21 protein-coding genes are annotated in these 24,359 nt (G+C 42.2%); 5 read left to right on the top strand and 16 right to left on the bottom strand.

The annotated features are described in order from the left end of the window. Positions 1–304 precede the first annotated feature (304 nt). From HWQ44_RS03745 to HWQ44_RS03735, 3 genes are read right to left on the bottom strand one after another with little or no spacing between them, the layout of a single operon-like run. Positions 305–895, bottom strand: a complete 591-nt coding sequence (locus HWQ44_RS03745; protein ID WP_292715027.1) for an SAM-dependent methyltransferase — start codon at positions 893–895, stop codon at positions 305–307. Next, a complete protein-coding gene (locus HWQ44_RS03740) occupies positions 892–1,620 on the bottom strand; it encodes a PIG-L deacetylase family protein (RefSeq protein ID WP_292715025.1) in 729 nt (242 codons plus the stop codon). Before HWQ44_RS03740 ends, HWQ44_RS03745 begins: the two co-directional genes overlap by 4 nt. A gap of 10 nt (positions 1,621–1,630) precedes the next feature. Beyond that, positions 1,631–2,755, bottom strand: coding sequence for an acyl-CoA dehydrogenase family protein (locus HWQ44_RS03735; protein WP_292715107.1), 1,125 nt, complete (start codon positions 2,753–2,755; stop codon positions 1,631–1,633). Positions 2,756–3,031: 276 nt separating this feature from the next. Here HWQ44_RS03735 and HWQ44_RS03730 point away from each other — a divergent pair, with 276 nt between their 5' ends. Further along, positions 3,032–3,346, top strand: a complete 315-nt coding sequence (locus HWQ44_RS03730; protein WP_292715022.1) for a hypothetical protein — start codon at positions 3,032–3,034, stop codon at positions 3,344–3,346. 27 nt (positions 3,347–3,373) lie between these two features. Next, positions 3,374–8,812: an ATP-binding sensor histidine kinase gene (locus HWQ44_RS03725; RefSeq protein ID WP_292715020.1), complete on the top strand. Its 5,439-nt coding sequence runs from the start codon at positions 3,374–3,376 to the stop codon at positions 8,810–8,812. A 249-nt stretch (positions 8,813–9,061) separates the two neighbouring features. Here HWQ44_RS03725 and HWQ44_RS03720 read toward each other — a convergent pair whose 3' ends face one another. Next, the gene (locus HWQ44_RS03720; protein ID WP_292715017.1) at positions 9,062–9,214 is read right to left on the bottom strand and encodes a lmo0937 family membrane protein; all 153 of its coding nucleotides are present in this window, start codon (positions 9,212–9,214) and stop codon (positions 9,062–9,064) included. 353 nt (positions 9,215–9,567) lie between these two features. Between HWQ44_RS03720 and HWQ44_RS03715 the strand changes: the two genes are divergently transcribed. Continuing rightward, the gene (locus HWQ44_RS03715) at positions 9,568–10,527 is read left to right on the top strand and encodes an N-acetylglucosamine kinase (protein WP_292715015.1); all 960 of its coding nucleotides are present in this window, start codon (positions 9,568–9,570) and stop codon (positions 10,525–10,527) included. A 47-nt stretch (positions 10,528–10,574) separates the two neighbouring features. On the opposite strand, the gene HWQ44_RS03710 is transcribed toward HWQ44_RS03715, so the two are convergent. The 4 genes from HWQ44_RS03710 to HWQ44_RS03695 all read right to left on the bottom strand — a co-directional run bounded on the left by HWQ44_RS03710 (position 10,575) and on the right by HWQ44_RS03695 (position 13,695). Next, the gene (locus tag HWQ44_RS03710; protein WP_292715012.1) at positions 10,575–11,315 is read right to left on the bottom strand and encodes a dienelactone hydrolase family protein; all 741 of its coding nucleotides are present in this window, start codon (positions 11,313–11,315) and stop codon (positions 10,575–10,577) included. A gap of 347 nt (positions 11,316–11,662) precedes the next feature. Then, positions 11,663–12,307, bottom strand: a complete 645-nt coding sequence (locus HWQ44_RS03705) for a nucleotidyltransferase family protein (protein ID WP_292715009.1) — start codon at positions 12,305–12,307, stop codon at positions 11,663–11,665. A gap of 12 nt (positions 12,308–12,319) precedes the next feature. Continuing rightward, on the bottom strand, positions 12,320–13,477 hold the full coding sequence (locus HWQ44_RS03700) for an XdhC family protein (RefSeq protein ID WP_292715006.1): 1,158 nt from the start codon (positions 13,475–13,477) through the stop codon (positions 12,320–12,322). Continuing rightward, positions 13,474–13,695, bottom strand: a complete 222-nt coding sequence (locus HWQ44_RS03695; RefSeq protein WP_292715003.1) for a hypothetical protein — start codon at positions 13,693–13,695, stop codon at positions 13,474–13,476. Before HWQ44_RS03695 ends, HWQ44_RS03700 begins: the two co-directional genes overlap by 4 nt. Before the next feature lie 328 nt (positions 13,696–14,023). Here HWQ44_RS03695 and HWQ44_RS03690 point away from each other — a divergent pair, with 328 nt between their 5' ends. Next, positions 14,024–14,641: a flavin reductase family protein gene (locus HWQ44_RS03690; RefSeq protein ID WP_292715000.1), complete on the top strand. Its 618-nt coding sequence runs from the start codon at positions 14,024–14,026 to the stop codon at positions 14,639–14,641. Positions 14,642–14,801: 160 nt separating this feature from the next. Here the strand turns inward: HWQ44_RS03690 and HWQ44_RS03685 are convergent, their stop codons facing one another. The 5 genes from HWQ44_RS03685 to HWQ44_RS03665 form a co-directional block, all read right to left on the bottom strand. After that, positions 14,802–16,118, bottom strand: a complete 1,317-nt coding sequence (locus HWQ44_RS03685) for a Gfo/Idh/MocA family oxidoreductase (protein ID WP_292714997.1) — start codon at positions 16,116–16,118, stop codon at positions 14,802–14,804. Between the two features lie 60 nt (positions 16,119–16,178). Next, a complete protein-coding gene (locus HWQ44_RS03680) occupies positions 16,179–16,310 on the bottom strand; it encodes a hypothetical protein (RefSeq protein ID WP_292714995.1) in 132 nt (43 codons plus the stop codon). Positions 16,311–16,527: 217 nt separating this feature from the next. After that, positions 16,528–17,223, bottom strand: coding sequence for a DUF4142 domain-containing protein (locus tag HWQ44_RS03675; RefSeq protein WP_292714992.1), 696 nt, complete (start codon positions 17,221–17,223; stop codon positions 16,528–16,530). Between the two features lie 178 nt (positions 17,224–17,401). Next, the gene (locus HWQ44_RS03670; protein WP_292714989.1) at positions 17,402–18,472 is read right to left on the bottom strand and encodes an aldo/keto reductase; all 1,071 of its coding nucleotides are present in this window, start codon (positions 18,470–18,472) and stop codon (positions 17,402–17,404) included. 265 nt (positions 18,473–18,737) lie between these two features. Further along, the gene (locus HWQ44_RS03665) at positions 18,738–18,998 is read right to left on the bottom strand and encodes a hypothetical protein (RefSeq protein WP_292714986.1); all 261 of its coding nucleotides are present in this window, start codon (positions 18,996–18,998) and stop codon (positions 18,738–18,740) included. Between the two features lie 135 nt (positions 18,999–19,133). Between HWQ44_RS03665 and HWQ44_RS03660 the strand changes: the two genes are divergently transcribed. After that, on the top strand, positions 19,134–21,524 hold the full coding sequence (locus HWQ44_RS03660) for a tetratricopeptide repeat protein (RefSeq protein WP_292714983.1): 2,391 nt from the start codon (positions 19,134–19,136) through the stop codon (positions 21,522–21,524). Between the two features lie 156 nt (positions 21,525–21,680). On the opposite strand, the gene HWQ44_RS03655 is transcribed toward HWQ44_RS03660, so the two are convergent. The 3 genes from HWQ44_RS03655 to HWQ44_RS03645 all read right to left on the bottom strand — a co-directional run. Beyond that, positions 21,681–22,058: a DUF6632 domain-containing protein gene (locus HWQ44_RS03655; RefSeq protein ID WP_292714980.1), complete on the bottom strand. Its 378-nt coding sequence runs from the start codon at positions 22,056–22,058 to the stop codon at positions 21,681–21,683. Positions 22,059–22,462: 404 nt separating this feature from the next. After that, positions 22,463–23,401 carry a cation diffusion facilitator family transporter gene (locus HWQ44_RS03650; protein ID WP_292714977.1) on the bottom strand — a complete coding sequence of 313 codons (939 nt, stop codon included), beginning with the start codon at positions 23,399–23,401 and terminating at the stop codon, positions 22,463–22,465. Positions 23,402–23,605: 204 nt separating this feature from the next. Then, positions 23,606–24,359, bottom strand: a 754-nt coding sequence (locus HWQ44_RS03645) for a macro domain-containing protein (protein ID WP_292714974.1), incomplete at its 5' end; no start/stop codon positions are given.

Below are 24,359 nucleotides of genomic sequence, written 5' to 3'. Positions count from 1 at the left end.
AATTGATCAATGTAGTAGCACGTCAACCTTAAAACATTGGGTTTAAAAAAACCTAGAAAGTCCCAAGTAAAACTATTCTATGATTACTCAACCCAATAAGTTAAGCTTGCCGCGCTAGTAGGTTGGGTTGAACGGCAGTGAAACCCAACATGAACAAGGATCAAGCGTTGGATTTCGTTCCTCAAGCCAACCTACAGATGTTATCAGTATTTAACTAAAGTTGATATTATACCCTTGCTCTGAACGCGTCACCTATACGGATAAGGGATAGGGAGACAATTCCCCTTGTCTCCTTCTTCAATTCTCAGACTCGCTCGAATAAATCAAGTCGATATTCTTCATCCCGTAGACCTTTTAAATGCCGCAGTTTATTTGGGGTCAACTCAAAAAACGAGTTATGAACTTCATCCCCACTCAATGGATAATCACGGGCATAGAGTGTCCAATGAACTAAAAGTAGATGTCCTCCGGGTTCCAGGTGTTCCAGAATGTACTGTTGGGATTTTTTCAGGTCTTCCCAACTCCAGTAATAGCCAACTTCCGAGACTAGGGTCAAATCAAACATCTCATTAGGATATTGCTCTGGGACACGCATAATCTGGAATTTGACATTGGAGAGATGCTGACAGCGTTCTTTTGCTCTATCCTGCGCCAGTTTTGATACATCAACTGAGAGCAGTGAGTCACAACGCTCTTGCAGTTTCTCGGTTAAAACACCAATGGAACCGCCGATTTCAAAGGCAGACTGATAGCGCTCTTTGGGTAAAGCTGCGATTGTGGCAGCATATTTTTTGGCTTCGTATTCACTCGTCTCAAACTTCCACGGGTCACGATCTTCGCTGTAGAGTTTATCAAAGTAGCTGGGTGGTAGGGAATTGGATTGTAACGGGTTCATAGGTTTTCCTCTATATAAACTTCCCAAGGATGAGTGAAGTTTGCTAACATTTCGGGAGTCAGGCGAAAGCCTTCTGGGTCATCATCAATTAAGTCTGTAATTTGGGAACGATAAGCAGCGATCGCTTGCTGTTTTAATTCCACCACCGCGCCAATATTCAACCGCCAGGTTGTCACCTCAAGAGATACTGGCAGACTCCCCCGTTGGTCTGAGTCCCAATCCCAAATAGGATACTCAATCAATCGGGGACATAAGCGTAAATCATCCAGCACTGCATGAATTAACTTCCACGTCGCTCGGTGGTCTGCATGAGGATCATATCGCCACGGTAAAAAGATAATTTGTGGGGCGATTTCTGTGATGTAAGCACGACAACTAGCTACTGCACTTTCATACTGTGTTGAAATTGAGCCATCCTGCATTCTACAGAAGGTGACATGATTAACCTCTACACCCAACAATTTTAATGCTGATAAGGTTTCTGCTTCCCGCAGAGCTAGGAGTGTATCTGCGGGATATTTCTGAGAGTTGGGGTGTGAAAGTGTACCATCACTGATGACTAAAACTTGCACATGACAATTTAAAGAGCGTAACAGAGCGATCGCACCCCCACAACCTAACGTTTCATCATCAGGATGGGGTGCGACGATCAGTGCCGGACTACAAGCGATCTCGTTAATTGAACGCCAGGGCAAAACATTCGGATTGCTTAGTGGTAATCCCATCAAACCGAATTTATTCATCATTCCAAAGCATTGAAGCCGGATTACTTTGCTGCAAGACGTACTGCCCTACATTTGCCAAGGCCGCATCAAAAGCAGGTTGACGCAGATATAGAGTTAAATCTCGGATAATGCGTTCCATCGGATTTGGTGGCATTAAGCCGCGAGTCCCAACAGAACGTTCGCACAACTGCATCACATCAATGCAAATTTGTTCAATTGCTGTCCTCACCATGTTTGCATAGGCCACGAGTTGGTCTGCTTGTGGGTGGGGAACTGTGGGATCGCCACCAAACACTGGCGCATAGGCTGCTACCCGATCGGCAGCCCCACGCAACCAGAGATTACCACTTTCAATGGCGATCGCCATTCTGCCCAGCCGTTCTTTTTGATATGGATCATTTGTATATTCCAACTCCTGGAGATACTTGCGAGTCAGGTTAAACAGTGCTTCTGCCCCACCTAGTTGCACAGCAGCAAACCGAATCACCCCAACAGACAACCAAGGCTGTCGATAGTAATCTCCTGGTTGACCAATTAAAGCGCTCTGATCCAACTCTACACCGCTAAAATCTACTTTATAACTAGCAGTAGCTCGCATCCCAGAAGGTTGCCACCAAGCTGGATCGCTAACTGTTGTCACTTCCTCCATCGGCACAATGCATATTTGCCAACCGCCGTCTGGCAATACTCCGTTAACGAAAGGACGTTCAACATAGCCTGCACCAGTACAAAAAGTTTTAGAACCTTCCAGCCGATAACGTCCATTCTCAAAAGGAATTATCTTGACACCATCAGAGGCTTCAGCATTCCAAACACCAAATATTTTATGGCGATCGCGGGCATCACGGGCGTAGCTTGTAATTTGTTCTCTAGAACCAAAAGTCTGAATCAGTTGCAGGGCATTGATATGTCCTTCATAAATTCGGCCAACTGCCAGATTGCCATGCCCCATCTGCTTTAATAACATTAAAAGCTCGTAGGTAACATTAGCATCGATTCCTGCACCCCATCCGCCTAATTCTTTCACCAATGGTGCAGCCAACAACCCAGCCTTAGCAATCAGCTCAAACTCCTGCTGAGGAAAAGCATTATTGCAATCTATAGCACTGGCATTCTTAGCACAATAATCAGCAATTTCCGTGGCACGTTTTAGATCCAGAGCAATGTTGGAATTATGCCATTTTGGGATGACGACATTATTTGATAATAGGATGCTAATAGCTGACTCCTTTTTGTAATATTTATTTATATCTTGTTGATAATAATGAAATTGAGTCGGTTAATACCTCTATCTTTTGTGTGATTCTATACTCAATAAAAAGGGGGAAATTAAAATACCTCTAAGAGGATGTTTGAAAAGCGTCTTTTGCTTTTATATTTAGCACATTGAATCATCTCAGTACATCGCTATTTGCGGCGATATGGCATTTGGTTAATAATTCCCCGCAAGTCGAATGAACGCAGACGGGGTAAGTTTGACAAGATTTGCACTACCGAATGTTCTCATGTGGGTAAGCGTGGGACACAGATCGCGATCGCTATCTGCTACAAAGGGAAAGTGGATGACCCGATTAAATATTTCGCCGCCAAAGAGAATCAAGACTTAGGACTAGTCAAAGCCAAGAAATCGCCAGTATCCAAGCTAGATTTGTCCCTTGGACTGCGCCTCTTGAAAAAATGCAATTACCTTAATCTCTCACGAATGGGGCGGATCTGGGAATACTAAATGCTAAGGTCTTAAAATTTCTAAAGTATGATTAGCACTGTAGTTAGCATTCCCGGCTATCAGGTCAGCGAAGAACTCTACAACGGTTCCAGAACCCTGGTTTATCGAGCCGTTCGAGAGATTGACTCATTACCTGTGGTCATCAAGCTACTGAAAAATCCTTATCCGAGTTTTTCTGAACTAGTACAGTTTCGTAATCAGTACATGATTGCCAAAAATCTCAACTCATCCACGATCATCCAAACCTATAGTCTGAAGACGCATCAAAATGGTTATGTGTTGGTGATGGAAGATTTTGGCGGAATTTCTCTAAAAGATTATTTTGCTCGTGACCAGACGCGAGACATCGGGTTTTTAGAAGAGTTTTTACAAATAGCGATCGCACTGTGCAATACATTAGATATTCTAATTCGTCATCGGGTCATTCACAAAGATATTAAACCCGCCAATATTTTAATTCATCCAGAAACTAAAGAAGTTAAGTTAATTGACTTTAGTATTGCATCTCTGCTGCCACGAGAAACTCAAAGCCTCATGAGTCCTAGTGTATTAGAAGGGACACTTGGCTATTTGTCTCCAGAGCAAACTGGAAGGATGAATCGGGGGATTGATTACCGGACTGATTTTTATTCTCTGGGTGTAACTTTTTACGAGTTACTAACAGGGCAATTACCATTTCAATCGCACGAACCGATGGAATTGGTACATTGTCATATTGCCAAACTTCCACCACTTTTAGGGGAGAGGGGAGAGGGGACAGGGAATAGGGAAGAGATTCCTCAAGTTCTCTGTGACATTGTGATGAAATTGATGGCGAAAAATGCTGAAGACCGCTATCAGAGCGCATTTGGGCTGAAATATGATTTAGAAAATTGTTTGGCTCAACTCAAAGAGACGGGGAAAATTGTAAGTTTCCCAATTGCTCAACGGGATGTGTGCGATCGCTTTATTATCCCAGAAAAACTCTATGGTCGTGAGCATGAAGTTGAAACTCTGCTAAAAGCCTTTGACCGCGTTACCAACAATCAAACAGAAATAATGCTGGTGGCTGGTTTTTCTGGCATTGGTAAAACTGCTTTAGTTAACGAGGTTCACAAACCCATTGTCCGGCAACGGGGCTACTTCATCAAAGGCAAATTTGACCAATTTAATCGGAATATTCCTTTCTCCGCTTTTGTGCAGGCATTTCGAGACTTAATGGGACAATTACTGAGTGAATCAGATGAACAATTGTCAACTTGGAAAAATAAAATTTTACAAGTGCTGGGCGATCAAGGGCAAGTCATTCTTGAAGTAATTCCCGAACTAGAACAAATTATTGGTCAACAACCACCTGCAACTGAACTTTTACCAAGTGCAGCCCAGAATCGCTTCAATTTACTCTTCCAAAAGTTCATTCAGGTATTCACTACAAAAGAACATCCATTAGTAATTTTCCTTGATGATTTGCAGTGGGCTGATTCTGCATCACTCAAATTGATGCAGTTGCTGATGAGCGAGTCAGGAAGTGGCTCTTTACTTTTAATTGGGGCTTATCGAGACAATGAAGTATCTACCACGCATCAGTTGACGTTGACTTTAGCGGAGATTCGCAAAGCCAATGCGACAATTCACAGCATTACTTTAGTTCCGTTAAGTAATGCTAGTTTAAATCAATTGGTGGTTGATACCTTGAGTTGTTCAGATAAAACTGCCCAACCTCTAACCGAACTCGTCTATCAGAAAACTCAAGGAAATCCATTTTTTGCAACACACTTTCTCAAAATATTATATGAAGATGGACTGATTACTTTTAATTCTGAGCGAGGGTACTGGCAATGTGATATTGTTGCTGTCAAAGCACTTGCGCTTACCGACGATGTTGTAGAATTCTTAGCGCTACAGTTGCAAAAGTTGCCAGATGCAACACAAAATATGTTGAAATTAGCTGCGTGTATTGGCAACCAGTTTGATTTGCGAACCTTAGCAATCGTTTCTGAACAATCGCAAACTGAAACAGCAGCATTTTTATGGAAAGCTTTGCAAGAAGGGTTAGTTTTACCTACTAGTGAAGTTTATAAATTTTTTCAAGATAATGAACATAATTCTGAATCAAATCCCTTAAATTATAATTGCCAAGTCCCTATCTATAAATTTTTACACGACCGGGTGCAGCAAGCGGCTTACTCTTTAATTCCAGATGAAGAGAAACAATTTACCCATCTTAAAATTGGTCAATTACTCTTACAAAATACCTCTGAATCACAGCAAGAAGAGCGAATTTTTGAGATTGTCAGTCAGTTAAATCGAGGAATACTGCTAATTAACCAACCGGCTGAACGTCAACAATTAGCTCAGTTAAATCTGAATGCTGGTCGAAAAGCGAAAGAATCTACTGCTTATAGTGCAGCAATTCATTACTTCTATTCTGGAATGCAACTGCTGCCGATTAATAGTTGGAAAATCGCCTACGAACTGACTCGAAGTTTATACGAAGAAGCTGCCGAAGCGGCCTTTCTCAATAATGAATTTGACCAGATGGAATCTCTTATCCAGGTCGTCATCGAAAAAACAACCACCTTACTGGATAGAGTAAAAGTTTATGAAGTGCAACTCCAAGCTTATCAGGTGCGGAATCAATCATTCAAAGCGATCGCAACTGGACGCGAACTTCTGGCTCAACTTGGGGTAACATTACCTGAATCAGTCACACCTCCAGACGTTCAGCAATATGTATTCAACACGCTCTCGACTTTGGCTGGCAGAAGTATTCAGGGCTTAGTTGATTTACCATTGATGGATGATCCCAAAGCTTTGGTTGCTTTGCGGATTATGGCTAGCATTGCTCCCGCCATCCATCAGGCTGCGCCTTATCTGTTCCCAATTATTGCCTGCGAAGAGGTGAATGTATCTCTTAAATACGGCAATGCATCACTTTCTGCACCAGGGTATGCAGATTTTGGAATTGTACTTAATATTTGTAACCAACTGGAGTCAGGCTACGAATTTGGCAAACTAGCTTTAATGCTTGTGGATAGATTTCAAGCAAAATCTGTTCAAAGCATGACTATATTTAAAGTGGCTGCATTGAATCAATTTAATAAACAACATGTCCGCATCTCAATTAGTTTATTACAGGAATCCCATAGTCTTGGATTAGAAACAGGCGATTTTTTTCATGTGCTGGCATCGATGATTTTCAAGTTATTCTATGTCTATTTAAGTGGCACAGAAGTTTTGGAAATTCTCTTAGCAGATATCAAAGCCTATGAATCTAATTTTGCCCAAAATCAGCGCTTATTAAATTGGTCGAATATAATTTGTAAAAGCATTAATAATTTAACCGAATCTAGCGATCATACAGAGCGCTTCATTGGTGAAGATTATCAAGATGAACAACTATTATCTGCGCTGATCGAAGAGAATGACGAATTAACACTCCATGTATTTTTCTTAAGTAAATTAACACTCAGTTATTTGTTTGAGAATTTTCCGGCGGCAGTTGAAAATGGAAATCAGGGAGAGCAATACCTCAACGGTGGCGCAGGAATGCTATCTGTGCCTGTTTTCTACTATTACGATTCTCTGTCTCGTCTGGCTGTCTATGCAACGGCTGAACCATCTCAACAAGAACAATTACTCTTAAAGGTTGGCGAAAACCAGGAAAAATTGCAGTTTCGAGCCAAATCTGCACCGATGAATTTCCAGCACAAATATGATTTGGTGGAAGCAGAACGCCATCGGGTTTTAGGCGAAAAAATAGCAGCAATAGAATTGTACGATCGCGCCATAACTCTGGCGAAAGAAAATGAATATATCCAAGAAGAAGCCTTGAGCAATGAGTTAGCTGCCAAGTTCTACCTCGACTGGGGGAAACAAAAAATTGCCCAAGTTTATATGCAGGAAGCTTATTACTGCTATGCTCGTTGGGGCGCTAAAGCCAAAACTGAAGACTTAGAAAAACGCTATCCTCAACTCCTAACTCCCATCTTACAAGGGCAGCATCATCGCTTTCAACTGAGTTCAACCGTTGATGCATCATCATTTCCACATCAAACCATCCACACAAATCTTTCTAGCAGCAGTATTTCGGAAGCCCTCGATTTTGCCACCATCTTTAAAGCCGCACAAGTTCTCTCCAGTGAAATTCAATTAGAGCAATTACTCACTACCCTTTTGCAAGTGGTGATGGAAAATGCTGGGGCACAAAAAGCTGCATTACTTGTACTCCAACAGGGCGACTTAGTGGTTGAAGCTGTAGCTACCATCAATGAAGGAGTCACTCTGGTATCTGTACCATTGTCAACCAGCGAAGGCATTCCCGTCACACTGATGAACTATGTCAAACGCAGCTTAAAAACTGTTGTGCTGGATGATGCAACAGCACAAACTGATTTTATCGCCGACTCATATTTCATACAGCAACAACCTAAGAGTGTATTGTGTACGCCGATGTTAAATCAAGGTAAACTCATTGGGTTGCTATATCTAGAAAATCCGCTAACAATTGGTGCATTTACAAGCGATCGCACCGAAGTTATCCAACTACTATGCGCTCAAGCTGCCATTTCTCTAGAAAATGCCCGTCTTTATCAAGAATCTCAAAATTATGCCCAAGAGTTAGAGCGATCGCTACAAGAACTTGAGCATACCCAATTACAAATGGTGCAAAATGAAAAAATGGCAACCTTGGGTAATTTGGTTGCTGGGGTGGCACATGAAATTAATAATCCCATTGGATTTTTGAAAGGCAGTCTCAACAATGCCGAAGAGTATATTCAAGACTTACTTGCCCATATCCAATCCTACCAACAACATCATCCCAATCCTGCGATCGCAGTTATTGAGCATGGTGAAGAAATTGACCTAGAATTTCTGACTGAAGACTTACCAAAATTAGTAGGCTCAATGAAGGTAGCAAGCGATCGGATTAAAGATATTAGCATCAGTCTCCGTACCTTCTCCAGAGCCGATACAGCCGAAAAAGTTGCTTGTAACCTCCATGAAGGGATTGAGAGTACCCTGCTGATTTTGAAGTATCGCCTCAAAGCTAACGAAAAACGTCCAGCAATTGAAATCATCACTAAATACGGAAAGTTACCACCTGTCAAGTGCTTTTTAGGACAGCTAAATCAAGTATTTATGAACATCCTCGCTAACGCCATTGATGCCTTAGATACTTCCTGCGAGGGGCTTTCTTTTGCCCAAGCACAAGACAATCATCACCAAATACTGATTCACACCGAAGTATCCAGTAAGCAAAACATGGTGGTAATTCGTATCAAAGATAACGGTCAAGGGATACCAGAGGAGGTTAGAGCAAGGATCTTTGATCGCCTATTTACAACAAAAGAGGTTGGGAAGGGAACAGGATTAGGATTAGCGATCGCTCGTCAAATTGTTGATGAAATCCATGATGGGCGGTTGAGTTGCAATTCTGTGCTTGGCGAAGGAACAGAATTTGTCATTGAGATTCCTGTATCTTAATAGCTACTAATTTAATTGAAGAAAGTACGGTAATGTGGTTGCCTAATTATGGTCAACTGATTTTATCTGCACCCTAGTATTTGGCACAAGTTGCTTTGAAAAGGTTTTTATCTCCTATTTGAGGCTATATCGGCCAAATAATAATTTCCTAAAAATTATTTTTCAGCAAATATCCGCCAAAAAGTCAAACTTATGTATCTGATTTAACTAACCTCACTGAAGCGGAGAAAAGCGTCAGGAGTTATTTATTTACACATCACGCGCCTTGAAAAAATTATAGATAGCAAGGCCAATGGCTACAAGCAACACTGCATGAATTAAATTTCCAGCAATATGAAGTGTCAGTCCTAATGCCCAAAAAGCAACCAGTACAACAACAATGCCCCAAAGTATACTGAACATATATTTGCTCTGAATCAAGTCAGTTTTAATTTGTTCAAATATTTTACTCCCTAACTTTACTTTTATTCTATTTACCCTCAGAGAGGTCTAGACATCTAAATCATCTCTCTTAAGAAATAAAATGATGTTCAGAAATCAGGAGGCTTTTTTGCCACTACATCATCCAGGTTACGCATACCCATTCTCGGTTTTGTCCGCGTAAATATTTGTTAAAAGCTGCATGTACTCACTGCTGTGTGTTTTCCAGCTTGTTTAAAAGTTTATACTTTCGGTAAGTCTCCGATTAACTCAGTCCTGCTGGGTAATTTTGCATTGCTTAGTCTAAACTCCAGTAATTAACATTATTACAGATTATGAATTATGTTTTGGGAATAGATGGCGGCGGTAGCAAAACTGTTTGTGTCTTAATGGATGATTCGTGTCAAGTGTTAGGGCGCGGTGAAGCAGGCCCATCTAATTATCAAAGTATCGGTATCGAAGCCACTCTACAATCTATTCAATCTGCAATTCATAATGCAGTTGAAGTAACAATAATTAAAAATACTGTGAATATTGAAGCGATATGCCTGGGTTTAGCAGGTGTAGGTCGTGCAGCAGATATCGAAGTAGTAAAAGGTTTAGTACAAGAGTTACAAAATAATAAGTCTCGCCCTATTATTTGGGTATTACAGCCAGCAAATATTGTAATTTGTAACGATGCTTTAATTGCTTTAGTTGGTGGAATTGGTCAGCCTGTAGGAATTGTGGTTGCATCTGGTACTGGTTCGATAGTTTTCGGGCGAAATCATCAGGGACATACCAAACGAGTCGGTGGCTGGGGTTATATTTTAGGAGATGAAGGTAGCGCCTATAAAATTGCTGTCTCTGGTATGAACGCAGCATTAAAATATTATGATGGACGAGAGATATCAACGAGCTTATTAGAGGCTTTTAAACAGCATCTTGATTTGGAAAGTATAGAAGATTTAATAGAATTAATATATCGGCGAGAATGGGGAGTTAAACAAATAGCGGCTTTAGCACCAATTGTAGATTTGGCAGCAGCGTCAGGTGATATAGTCGCGAATATGATCATTGATGATGCTGTAAAAGATTTAGTGAAAGCTACATCTACAATAATTGATGCAATTTTTAATTCTGACTCAATTTTAGAAGTAGTCACCACGGGAAGTGTCTGGCTCGGTAGATGCAAAATCCATGAGAGATTTGTCGCGTCTCTTGTTAATAAGTTTCCTAAAGTAAATGTGATTTTTCCCAGGGATGAGCCTGCTTACGGTGCTGGTTTGTTGGCGTTGCAGACAACTCAAAATTGATGGGCTACTAACTGTCAAGTAAAGAAAGAAAGCAATAATAGAAGTTTTCAGTTGGCAAATATGCGCCCTAAGAAAGTTACGATTTCAGACCAAGCAGACGTAGTAGCACTGGAATCATAACGATAACCGTCATCCCGCATGAAAGTATGTTCTGCTTCATACAAGAAAACTTGGTGAGGGACATGAGCATTCTCAATTGCTGTAATTATGGTTTGGCGATCGCTTTCTGGCACATGAGGGTCAAGAGTACCGAACACCATTAGCATCTCGCCTTGGATTTCACTTACCCGCTGGATTGTATCGGCTACTTCCTTACCCAGTTTGCCACTGGGAATGCCAGTAGGGTAACAGCAGACACAAGCCCGAATTTCGCTTTGAAATGCTGCACGGAAAGCTAAATGTCCACCAATACAAAAGCCTAGAGTGCCTATTTGATTTGGAGAAACTGCACTCTCTCCTTTGAGAAATTCAATCACAGCAAGGCAATCGGCATCATAATCAGCTACCGAAGTTCGACGAGCATCGTCATTACCCCGCATCCGTCCAAGATCGTCTGGCTCAATCACTAAACCAACTGGCTCAATTCGGTGAAAAATTTCTGGGGCTGCTACTACATAGCCGTATCCTGCTAAGTAGTTAGCTAGACGAATCATTGGATCACCTAACTGATAAATATCACTGTAGAAGACAATACCAGGGTATTTTCCTGCTGCTTTGGGAGCCGCAACATAAACACGCATTAAGCTGCCATCTACTCTTAATTCAACATTACGCTTAGTGATTTGCACTTTTTTGTTTCCCAATATTGCCGAAGGCATTCATTGAAAGCGACGGGAAACTCCATCTCCAGGTGTCTGTAGAGGGATAGTCGCCCCGTCGCTTGGGGCATTGGGCATTGGTAACTTCTTCCCCATTCCCTATGCCCAAAAACTCCATCCCGCAAGTGGCGTGGAGTTTTTTATCTGCATCTACACAATACCCGAAGTTTTTCTAGCATCCGGTTACTTCTGTCAGTGAAAATTTGTTGCGATCGCCTTAATCCACCCGTTACTTTAGCGACGGTAGGCTATCCTTCTTGTATCAAAGTGGGAGAACCCAATTGCTGAAAGCCTTTCGCAGCTTTAATTTTCACAAACTAATGAATTTGGGTATTTAGACCATGTGATAGCAATTGTTCGTAATCCTTTGGTGTATCAATATCGATATTCCCTAGTGGAAATGGAATAGAAAACACTTCATTGAGGTTGTTATTAATAACTCTTTTTGCCCCGGAAGTTTCTTTCAAAGCAGCAAGTTCTGAAAAAAATATTTGACTAAATAGAGCAGGTACACCTAATGTACCCGCATATTCACAAGCGATGATCGGTTTTTTCGTCGAATAATATGCATCAACAAGTTGATTAATAATTTGGTAAGAAACAAATGGCTGGTCGCAAAGTGTAATAACTACTGCTTCTATTTTTTGCGGAAGATTATTTAATAATTCAAGACCACTCTTGATGGAAGAACTCATTCCACAAGCCCAATCCAAGTTCTGAACTACTCTAACAGGAAGTTGCTTAATTTGGGGATGAATCTGTTCTGCATTAGCTCCAAGTACTACTACTACAGGCTGACAAACTGAAGCGATCGCCATTTCTGTAATGTATTGCAAAAAACTACGTCCTTGGTAAAGCAATAGTTGTTTAGGTGTACCCATCCGTGTAGATGCACCAGCAGCAAGAATCATAATGGCTATGGTTGATTTTTCATTATCTATTTGCTCAGTGTGAAATACCATAACAAATAAAAACTATGTGCTAACTAATAAGTTTGAGTTGCTTTCATAGGATTGGTGAATTGGTTGATTGCGATTTCTTAAAAAATTACCACTGCGGTTTGTTAGCACTGCCTGAATTTCCGCAATAATGGCGATCGCTATTCCTTCAGGTGTATCTGCTCCTATGTCAATCCCAATCGGGCCATGCAATCTTTTTAATTGTTCAGTAGTATAAACTATTTTTTGCGCTCGTAAATCTTCAAGCAATCTTTCAGTCCGCGGCTTCGGGCCTAAAGCCCCTATGTAGCGTGCAGGAGATGCTAGCAACATCTTTAAAATTTCTAGGTCGTCAAGGTAATTATGCGTCATGACTACAGCAACCGTGTAGGCATCTATAAATATCTGTTTTTGTACAATTTCTCGCCGACTAAGAATTACATCACAAGGCATAGGAAATCGCGCTTTAGTTGCCTGATTAGCTCGACAATCAACTACAGTAACGTCCCAACCTAATGCTTGAGCAAACTGGGCTACAGGTACAGCATCATAACCTGCACCAAATATTACTAAAGGTGTGGGTGGTTGGATGACTTCAATAAATACTTCTGCACTGCCTAAAGGTAATTGATAGTTATTTACGCTTGACTTTTGATTAGCAAAGGCTGTTTGAGTATCTGCAAGCAGAGATTGAACTAAATTTGGATCTTTGATATCAGTGATAATTTTACCATTTGGATACACCAGTAACCGCGACCCAAGTTTTACATCTACCCCGCCTTCAAAGGCAAAAACTGTAGCAATAATACCCAAATGTTTTTTATTAAAGCACTCCTGTGTAAAAGCGATCGCATTTGGTGTGCTTTCTCTTTCAAGACGTTCGATGAGAACTTGCACTATCCCATTGCACCCTAAACCAAAGCCCCAAAGAATATCTTCAGAGGCGGTGTTATCGTAAGTAACAACAATTGTTTCGCCGCTTGACATTCGTTGTTGAGTATGCTCAAATACGTCATTCTCCAAGCAACCAGCGCTGATTGTTCCGATCATCCGACCTGTATTAGTCATCAACATTTTGGCACCCGGTCGGCGATAGGTTGAACCTTGAGTTTTGACTACAGTAGCAAGGAAAGTAATTTCACCACTTTTTTCACTTAACTCGAAGCCTTCTAAAATTGTTTGTAATTCGTTCATTTGATTGCTTCTTTTTCTGTCTCTAGCAGTTTATCAGCTTGAACAAGCAGTCCTAATGAAAACAATGTGATGACTGTGCCATTGTGCATTACTGCTAGTGTCAAACACGAATCGATTTGCCGCCCGTTAACGATTACACCCCGCAGGTATTGCAGTGTTATTCTACCCAAGATAAGCGAAAATACCGCTAAAATCATGCCTCGCAGGGTAGTTGCCAACTTGAGTTATTTATCTATCATAAGAGTTATCACAAAATACTGTTTTTCCATAACTTCCAGTTTTGCCAGAGTCCCTTAAACTGTTTGCAAAATTTTTAATTTAAGACTCTTTCTTTTCATAGGAGGTATATTGCACTCAGTTAAAATATCTGTCTCTAGGCTGAATTTTGCTTTCACACAAAGTATAGGTTGTTATGACCAAAGAGCAATACCAAAAATGGGCAAATAGTATTGAACTTAGGTAAGGGACTTTCCAGTCAGTTCTTGAATAATTTATTTTTTGGTATTCACTGAATACTCTCAACTACCCGTAATATTATAAAATTTTATGTTATCATTTGTGCCGCAGGAAATGAAAGACCCTGCTCCTTACCATCTATTGACGAGCATCGTTGCTCCTCGCCCAATTGCCTGGGTGTCTACAATTAGTGCCTCTGGAATTCCTAATCTCGCCCCATATTCGTTTTTCAATGCAGTAGCAGGTTTTCCACCAACTATTATGTTTTCAGTCGCATACCGTAGACATGAGCCAAAAGAAAAAGACACGTTACGCAATATTCATGAAGTTGATGAATTTGTGTGTCATGTGGTTGATGAAACGCTCTCTCATGCAATGGTTCAAACAGCAACGGAATTCCCTTATGGAGTTAACGAGTTTGAAAAAGCAAACTTAAAAGCTATTCCTGCTACAGATGTCCGACCGTTGCGGATTGAAAGCTCACCTGTGGCGATGGAGTGTAAAGTCACACAGATAATTCCAGTGGAAGGAACCAATAATGTGATGGTATTGGGTCGAGTGTTACGATTTCATGTGCGTGAAGACCTATACCGCCAAGATTTGGGGTTAGTTGATACTGTAGGGATGCAGCCGATTACACGCTTAGGTGGGCCAGTTGAGTATACAAAGATTGGGAAACTATTTGAGATGACAACTCCAAAGGTATGATGAAAGGTCTTTTCTCAGCTCGTGCTTGTTGGGATTAATGAGCATAAATCATGTGAGAAATAACCGGGGGTTCATCGCCTGAATCAAGCCAGCGATCGCGAAACAAAGATTTACGGAGCGGACTCCAAGCAGAGGTTATCATGACAGCGGTATGCAGTATTTACTTCAGCATTCTGGGAGCGGGGCCACGAGTGGTATCTAGTCCCGACACACGAGGTAGGGTAATTGTCTTGCCTGTTTGTGCTGCTTCGTAAATTAACGCGATTAGTTTTTGGTCTTGCAAACCTTCTTCACCAGGCGTATGGGGTTGTTTATTCTGAATCACACAATCTGCCATGTGATCGATTTCCAAAGCAAACTGATTCTTCTCGCCTATGCGAACTTCGCTGACATTTTCTGCCATGCTGTTGGTTGGGGATTTGCGCGAAATCATCATTCGCAAACCGTTGTAAGAGAATCCTGGATCGAGCTGCGCCCAAGCATCAGAGCCGAAGACGCGAAAGCGGCGTGCTTCGTGAAAGCCGTAGCTAGTGGAGCAAATCCCTAGTATCCCACTAGGAAAGCGCAATTGGAAGGTGACATTTTCTTCTACCTCTTTGAAGCGCGGATCGCCAGGAGTACTAAAGATTTGGGCGCTAATTGCGATCGGTTCTTCTCCCGTCAAATAGCGAGTTGCATTCAAGCAATAAATTCCTACATCCGGTAAAGAGCCACCTCCAGCTAAGGCGCGTTTCAATCGCCACTGGTTTAAGTCACCGCCTTGATTTTGTCCGTTGTCTGCCTGAATTACCTTGATAGCTCCCAATTCTTTGCTACGGATCATCTGAATCATGGCGCGATGATGCGGCTCATATTGGCAGCGATAAGCAATCATCAGCTTGCGATCGGCTTGTTTGCACGCATCGATCATCTGTTGAGCATCTTCCACTGTGGTTGCCATTGGCTTTTCACACAAAATATGCTTTCCTGCTTTAGCACCACGCACCGTATATTCCCGGTGCATACTGTTAGGCAATACGATATAAATCACATCAACGTCTGGATTGTTGCGGAGATTATCATAATTCTGATAGTTGTAAACGCTCTGCGGTTTGATGCCATACTGCTGGGCAACAAGATTTGCTTTGGCAGCATCACCACTAACTAATGCAGTCGGCTTTGCTAGTTTACATTCTGCAAACGCAGGCATGATTTCTTCCAATGTCAATCTGCCAAGTCCGACGATCGCAAACCCCAAGCGTCGCTCTGGAGGTAATGCAGTTGGTGGCCCACCCGTATCAACCTCAGTCTTTTCCGAGATGGGTGGAAACTGAATCTGAGGCGGTAAGGAGCCTCCGCGTGGGGTAGCTTGCCCAGTTGGCTGTTGGGCAACAACCTCTTCGCCCATACTACCAATTGCGGTGACTGAAACGGCTCCTAAGCCAGCAGTAGTGAGAATCTGACGACGAGAAAATTTTCCTTTAAACACTTCAGGCATCGTGGTTCCTTAATGATGAAATGATGAAATTTTGAATTTAGTACAGCAATTCGTAGCGAATTAAATTTGGAAATACCCTGCAATGCCAATGCGTTGTCTGACAATGCCAATGCGTCGTCTGACAATGCTAATGCGTCGCCTGACAATGCCAATGCATTCCTCTGCAATTAAAAAATCTACGCTCTGACGCAAAACTGTACTTAGAGAACTCCAAGAAATAAATTATCTAATTCCTTCATGCAACGCTAATATTAGATTTTTCTGGCTAAAACTCTTTAACGTATATGCAGAGCGACTTACCGCAGGCTATCGCTTTCTTTATGAGACACTACGCGTAGCTTGCTTTTTTGCAGGAGTACGCGCAGCGGACGCAAAGGGAAAGAAGAAATGTTTAACTGAACTGTATGCCTTATGGGGTACTGGTTGGAGTTGGGGTACTACTTGGAGTTGGAGTGCTAGTTGAACTTCCAGGATTAACAAGAGAACGAACCTGTTGCAGGTGTTCTTGGAGAGTTGGTAGCGTTTGAGCAGCAAATGCTTTCACGTCTGGATCTTGTCCTTGTTGAGCTTCAGTCTCAAATGCAGAGACATCCTTTTCATGATCTTGAAGCATCTGATTCAAATATTGGCGATCAAACTTAGCACCAGAAAGTTTGGATAAGCTTTGTAGGACTTGCTTATTTTTACTGTCAAGACTAGTTGGCAGCGTTACACCTTTTTGAGTCGCCAACTGTTTGAGTTGATTGTTTACCTGAGTATGATCTGTAACCATACGCTGTCCATACTGTTTTACCGCATTGCTAGTTCCACGTTTTGATGCAAGTTGTCCTAATTGGACTTCTGCTAAACCACCTTGAGCAGCTTCAGTCATAAACTGTTTGTCTGAAGAACTGGGGGTATTTTGCCCTGGTGTAGTTGGCGACGTAGTTGGTGATGCAGTTGGTGATGCAGTTGGTGATGGACTCTCAGTTGCTTGTACAGGTTGAGTTGTACCAGATGGAGCTTCAGATGTAGTCTGGTCTTGGGGAGTAGTTGGTGTGCAACCAGTCGCCAGAGATAAGGCGATCGCTATTAGACCAGTAGAGAGTATTTTGAAGTTGGACATAATTAATGTTCTCCTTGGATAAAGCTATATGTTGCAAAATTGAATGAAAAACAAGTGCGATCGCACAGTTGAGTCCGACCACTAATGCTGAAATCATGCACCAGATGCCGTCAGTGCAAACTGTGCAAATAGATTCAACATTTTTTGTAAAAAAAATGGTTAAAAATAGTATTAATATTTACCCCAGCCAAGCTGGATTCATGGCTGTACTATCATTTTGGGTTGTGGTCTTATATCGCTCGTACTGCCCTTTAGCCGCTGCCTCACGGGTACGCGCTAACAGGGCTGTAACTCGTGCCTGATCCATTGGCTTAAACGTGCGGACTGCCTCAAAGGCTTGGTCTAAAATTTTCATGCTATCGATGCCAGTAATCACAACTGAGGTTGGCAAATTCATTGCGTAGTGCAGGCAGTCAATCGCGCTAACCGTGTTGCTTCTGAGGATGTAGGACTCCCCGATCGATTTCATTCCCAGCACACCAATATTGTTTTTGACTAGCACAGGTAAAACCTGGTGTTCAAAACTTCTAAAATGGGCATCCATCACATTTAATGGCATCTGTACAGTGTCAAAGCGGAAACCATTTTGTGTAGCAGTTTCCAGCATCTGAAGGTGAATCTGGGGATTCTTATGTCCTGTGAAACCGATATAGCGAATTTTGCCCGCCTTCTGCGCTTCAACGACTGCTTCCATTGCGCCACCGGGAGCAAAGACGCGATCGGGGTCTTCAAAGCGGAGTATTTCATGATGCTGCAATAAATCAATATGATCGACCTGCAAATCTTTGAGCGATTCATCAATCTGCATCTTGGCAGCGCCTTTGGTGCGACCGTCGATTTTCGTCATTAAAAAGACTTTTTGACGATAACCATCTTTAAGAGCATTTCCCATCCAACGGTGGCTACGTCCGTTGTTATAGTCCCAAGAATTATCCATAAAGTTAATGCCGCGATCGATGGCACTGCGGATCAACTTGATACTTTCTTGTTCCTCTTCAATTTTTCCAATGTGATACCCCCCCAAGCCAATCACAGATACTTGTTCTTTGGTGCGTCCGAGGTTGCGATACAACATTTCGCCGCGTCGCGTTGAAGTGGGTGAACTTTGGGCTAGCAATTGAGTATTTTCATCAACAGCTTCAGTTTTGGCGAGGAGCGGCTGCAAAAATCCTTCCGAAATTGCAAGTCCTGCTGCCACTAATCCCGAAGCAGAAGCAGTTTTTAACAAGCTGCGTCTACTGATTTCCATAATTGTCTCCTACAAGCAACAACAGGAATGAGCCGTATAGTATCACTGCTATCTGGCACAGAGACTCTAGCTAAGGTGTGTTTTTAAATATACTCCGCAAGATGCATTCACAATGCAAGTTAATACATTCACAATGCAAGTCAATACATTCACAATGCATCAACTTGCATTCATAATGCTTACCCTTTGTTTAAGCTTGCCCGACTTAAAACTTTATCAAGAAAGGTAGAGTTAAAGGTCAGAAGGAAAACAGCCTCTAAGTTGACTACTTCTTTTTTTCCCTTGTTGGGCTTACCATTACAGGCACTAAAGTTTTAACTAAGCCCGTAATTGCCACAATCACAGTAGCAATTCCCCCAATCGACAATGAAGTTAAAATTGCCGCCGCGAGGATGATTTCAGTGGGACTGTATCCATCTCGCATCCAGGTAGATGGATTCTCTACCGATGTTGGCGAGGCGGGGATTAATTGCGAAGTTTGGGTGGTTTGATTGGAATTGACTGGAGTTGTTAAGGCAGTTTTCACGGCTGAACCTCTTCTAAATGTTTCTATGCAACAGCTTATTTCTGCCAGAAGAAGCGGAGATTCCCTAGAAATGGAGACAAAGTAGAGAGAAGGTAGAAATTAAGTAGAATCGAGAAGAAATCTCACAAGCTGTCTATGCAATGGGTTGATTTTCTAGCCAACGAAGCTGCTACTCATAGCTTATCCCCAGAGCAAACGGCAGCTTTTGTAAAATGTTTAAAGACTGAAAACTCAGATAAGAGTCAAACGGAAGTTGCCACAGAACTGAAAATCGGTATTCTTGCTTTCAAAAAGCGGATGACTGAGGTTTATGACAAGTTTGCCCAGAGTTATCCTCAATTAGCCACCTCTAAAGGTCGGGGTAAGTTAGAAAAATTACGGGCTTGCCTGACAAGGAAATATAATGGCGGGCAAGATGCCCACCCCACAATTAAGGAAATTCATCATAATATTCCCCCTGCTGTCCCATTTGAAAAATTTGTGGGACGTGAGGCGGAACTACAAAACCTGCACCAGCAATTACAAATATCTCGCCAAGTTGCGATTGTAGCTGTGGGAGGTATGGGTGGAGTCGGCAAAACTGAACTCGCTACCCAATACGCCAAAAAGCACTTGCAGAATTATCAAGGTGGGGTTTGCTGGTTATCTGCACAGGGAATAGATGTCGGAATTCAGATTCTCAGATTTGCTGAATTGAAATTCAACAGAATTGCACGAGACGACTGGGAATTAGCAAATAGGCTGAGATACTGCTGGCAGAATTGGCAACAAGGTGAAGTGCTGCTAGTGTTTGATGATGTCACCGACTACAAAACACAGGTTCAGCGTTATCTACCACCAGAATCACCCCGATTTAAAGTATTGCTGACAACGCGCCAGAGATTTGATAGAACTTTGCCGCAATTACCTTTGGGTGTTCTCAAACCATTAGCAGCGATGAAATTATTAAAATCGCTGGTTGACAGAGAACGACTTAAAAGCGAACCTTGGGCTGCGAAAGAAATTTGTAAATTCTTAGGATATTTGCCTTTGGCATTAGAGTTGCTTGGGCGATATCTGGATACAATGCCAGATTTATCTCTGGAAAAACTGCTGAAGCAGCTAGAGAAAAAGCGATTGGAACACGAAGCAATAGCTAAGGCCAACCCATTGATGCGTTATGAATATGGTGTGGCTGAAGCTTTTGCATTGAGTTGGGAACAATTGGATGAGAAAGCACAAAGCTTAGGCTGTTGGCTGAGTTTGTATGCTTTGGCTGATATTCCTTTTTCTGTGGAGACGATAGAAGATGACGATGAACAAGAACTCTGGGAGAAAGCTATCGCTGAGTTGCGGAAACTGCATTTAATACAATGGCAGGCTAAAGGAATATATCGTTTACATCCACTGATTCGGCTATTTTTCCAAATGAAGTTGGATGAGTCAAGTAATGCAGTTGAGGTGAAAACTGCTTTTGTAGCGCAGATGGTAGAGGTGGCAAAGCGAATTCCTCAACAGCCTAACCGTGAAGATATTTTCAATTTCACTCCACATATCCCCCATCTTACAGAAGTTGCAACCCACTTATCCCAGTATCTAAGCGATGAAGATTTAATCAGACCGTTTACAGGTTTAGGCTGGTTTTATCAAGGACAAGGACTTTATCAGCAAGCAGAACCTTGGTTGCGGCAGTGTGTAAAAATTGCTGAGAATCGCCTGGGTTCGGAACATCCCGATATTGCTACTAGCCTGAACAATCTAGCAGCACTTCATAAATCTACAGGACGCTACAGCGAAGCCAAACCCCTATATCAACAGGCTTTAGAACTGACAAAACGCCTGCTGGGAAACAACCATCCTATTGTCGCCACTAGCTTAAACAATGTGGCAGAACTCTACCGTTATACAGGACGCTACAGTGAAGCCGAACCGTTGTTCCAGCAAGCTTTAGAATTGAGACAACGCCTGCTGGGAGACAAACATCCCGATGTCGCCAATAGCTTGAACAATTTAGCATTACTGTACGGTTCTACAAGACGCTACAGCGAAGCCGAACTCTTGTTTCAGCAAGCTTTAGAACTAAAAAAACACCTACTAGGAGACAACCATCCCGATATTGCCATTAACCTGAACAATCTAGCAGCACTTTATAAATCTACAGGACGCTACAGCGAAGCTGAACCGTTGTTTCAGCAAGCTTTAAAACTGAGACAACGCCTGTTGGGAGACAACCATCCCGATATCGCTAATAGCTTGAACAATCTAGCATCACTTTACTGTTCTACAGGACGCTTTAATAAAGGCGAACCTTTGTATCAGCAAGCTTTGGAACTCTACAAACGCCTACTGGGAGACAATCATCCCGATGTGGGCACTAGCCTGAACAATCTAGCAGGACTCTACTGTTCTACAAAACGCTTCAGTGAAGGTGAACCCTTATTTAAGCAAGCTTTAGCAATTTGTGAACGTACTTTAGGTGTAGGTCATCCCGATACAATAATGGTTCGGGGAAATTATGCAAGATTTTTAAGAGAAGCATATCGCTAACGATCGCACCCTTTCAAAAAATCATACCAAATTGATGCCACACAACAGTTGTAGTTCAAACTTTAGCAGCGATCGCCCATCAATTCTAACTTCAAATGGCGATCGCCTTTGCTTATCTCTTCAATTGCAAGAGATGTACAGACATTCCATACCGACTCATGTAGTTGATACCACTTTGCGCGGCACTAAAAAGCCAAGTACAATTGCTACCAAGAACAATGCTGGAACATCACCAAACAAGTGTCCTTGTTCAAGAGGGTCAATTACTGCATGTACCGCCATGATCAGCCCATGAACTACACTTGACCAGACGGTGAACCAGATTAAACTGAGGTGAGCTTCTGGTTGCCTTGAAGCTAACAGCAAAAAGATACCAAGCGTTGCATAAACACCAACGATCATCTGTTCGTATTCGTGCTGACCTGGTTGCCATAACCAGCCTGATGCCCAGACCTGAGTTAGCGGATAGATAAGTAGAAAAGCTATTCCAACAAGAACCAGAGCGATTCGTAAGTACCGATCGCGCCCATCCATTGCTTTAACCTCCACTATTTTCTAGTGCAGTCTTTACTAACAAAACTGCATCATTTTCTGATTGTATTCCCACTAGTGACACTTCAGCTTTAGAGTGTTAGAAATTTTAATGCTCCTCATGGTTTAAAACTGATTCAACTATGAATGCAAGTCGATGCATTGACAATGCAAGTCGATACATTCACAATGCAAGTCGATGCATTGCAAATGCTTACCCTTTTTTTAAGCTTGACCGCAAGCGTCCTTCGCGGAAAAAGACAGTTGCAATGGCGTAACCACTCGCTGGAAGCGATCGCAAGTTAATTAACTTGTTTGAGTTTGAAAATTGGCGAAGCCTACGGCTGGCTACGCCTACGCATTTGCAGTATTCGGCATTGCAGTTTATGAGTGCGATCTAGCAGCAATTAATCTTTTGCGCTCATATCTTGCATTTGCTGATTGCTCGAACGCTCCAACTCCAAATCTTCCCAAGAAACTGGATCTTCTACAGGTTCTAAATGAGTTGTAACGTGGGTTGAAGGTAGCACCCCAAGAATAGCAAGCTCGATTGCTTCGCACAAATCATGCCCTTGTTGCACTGTCCAAGATCCAGGTACAAGAACATGAAAGGAAACAAAGCGGCGGGTTCCAGCAGTGCGGGTTCGCAAGGCATGAAACTGGATGTCTTGACGTTTGTATTCGTTAAGGATGCTCTTAATTGCGTCAATTTCTTTTTTAGGCAAAGCTGCATCCAGTAACGCGCTACTGGTTTCCCGCAGCAAACGAAATCCTGTCCAAGTAATATTTGCTGCTACTATCAGGGCGACAATTGGATCAAGTACGAGAGTGCCTGTTAACTTGACGAGTAAGATTCCAACTATCACACCACCCGAAGTCACCACATCGGTAAACAGATGGTGAGCATCAGCCCTGAGTGTAATGGAACGCAACCGTCGTCCTGCGCGTAGCAAAATAAAGGCAACAACGCCGTTGATTGCGGTTGCAAATAGAGAGAGTGCCAACCCAAATCCTAGCTGTGTTAATGGTTCTGGATGCAGCAAGCGTCCCCAAGCTTCAACAGCAATGCTAATGGCTGCCACTATAATCAACGCACCTTCTGCACCACTGGAGAAGTATTCGGCTTTAGAATGTCCAAAGGCGTGTTCGGCATCGGCTGGTTTATCAGCATAGGTCAATGCCCATAGAGCAACCAATGCAGCTAGCAGATTTACAATTGATTCAATAGCATCTGAAAGCAAACCTACTGACCCGGTTAGCAGGTAAGCGCCAAATTTTAGGGCAATAGTGACGATTGCTGCTGCAATCGATAAGAAAGCGTAGGATCGGGCTGTTGGACTACTCATCTCGGTCACGGACGTAATTACAGTGATTCCGAGCTAAGAGTACCAAATTTTACTTGAGTGGTCATCAGCCCTGAGTCTTCTACTGATTGGTAAAAGAAACTACAGGATATTATTGCCGTGCTTGTTAGCCTGCAATTGACTTCTCAATGTTCAATCCCATCAACCTACTTTGCTATATTATGTCTAGTCAAAGATGATTTTGGCTCAAAAGCACGTTGAGTCCAAAAAGTCTTCTAATGCATACAAATCTACCAAATCGAGGTCTTTGGGATGGATGACTACTGTTAATTTCTTTGTTACAAAGTCTTTCTTTGACGCAGCAATGAAGGAAATAACAATCAGTTTCGTTAAAGTCATGCGGGGAAGATTCGTCCGAGCAAGATCAGAACCAATTATCGGGATAGTAACCTCTAATCCATGACCTTTTAGCCGCACCTTTTCCCAGAGGCAACTTAACGAATACCAGATATTATCAGCAGTTGCTTTGACTTTCAAATCATTCCCCATAAAACCATAGGCATTTAAGAAGAATCGTCTATCTGGCGACCCCAACACAAGAGTTGTGCTGATTGGATATCGCCAAAATTTCCCCTTTTTTTTATTCGCTTCCCTCTTTTTGTCGGCCTTGAAAGGTTCTAAAGCAATATCGATCTCAGCATCCAAGCGTTTTTGGTCGCCATGATACACTCCTGTGAGGAATTGCCCTTGGACACTTGAGGGTTTGATGACCTCCCCCAATTCCGTATCGAAAACATCGTTAACCCCGATTACTAAGTGCCCAGGTTCATCAAAAAGGTCGCCTATTTTAATCTCTATCGTGGCATTGGGTGAAGACAATGACCTGGAAACCGAAAAGCGAGGAAGGTTCAGTGTGATCGCAATCAGTAAGGAAAGGGAAATTAACGCTCTTTTATGTCTCTGGTGAGAGAAAAATGCTCTGATTTGCTGAGATTTTTGA

Source organism: Nostoc sp. JL34 (assembly GCF_017114945.1).
Lineage (GTDB): Bacteria > Cyanobacteriota > Cyanobacteriia > Cyanobacteriales > Nostocaceae > Nostoc.
This window is presented reverse-complemented; position numbering and strand designations above follow the sequence as displayed.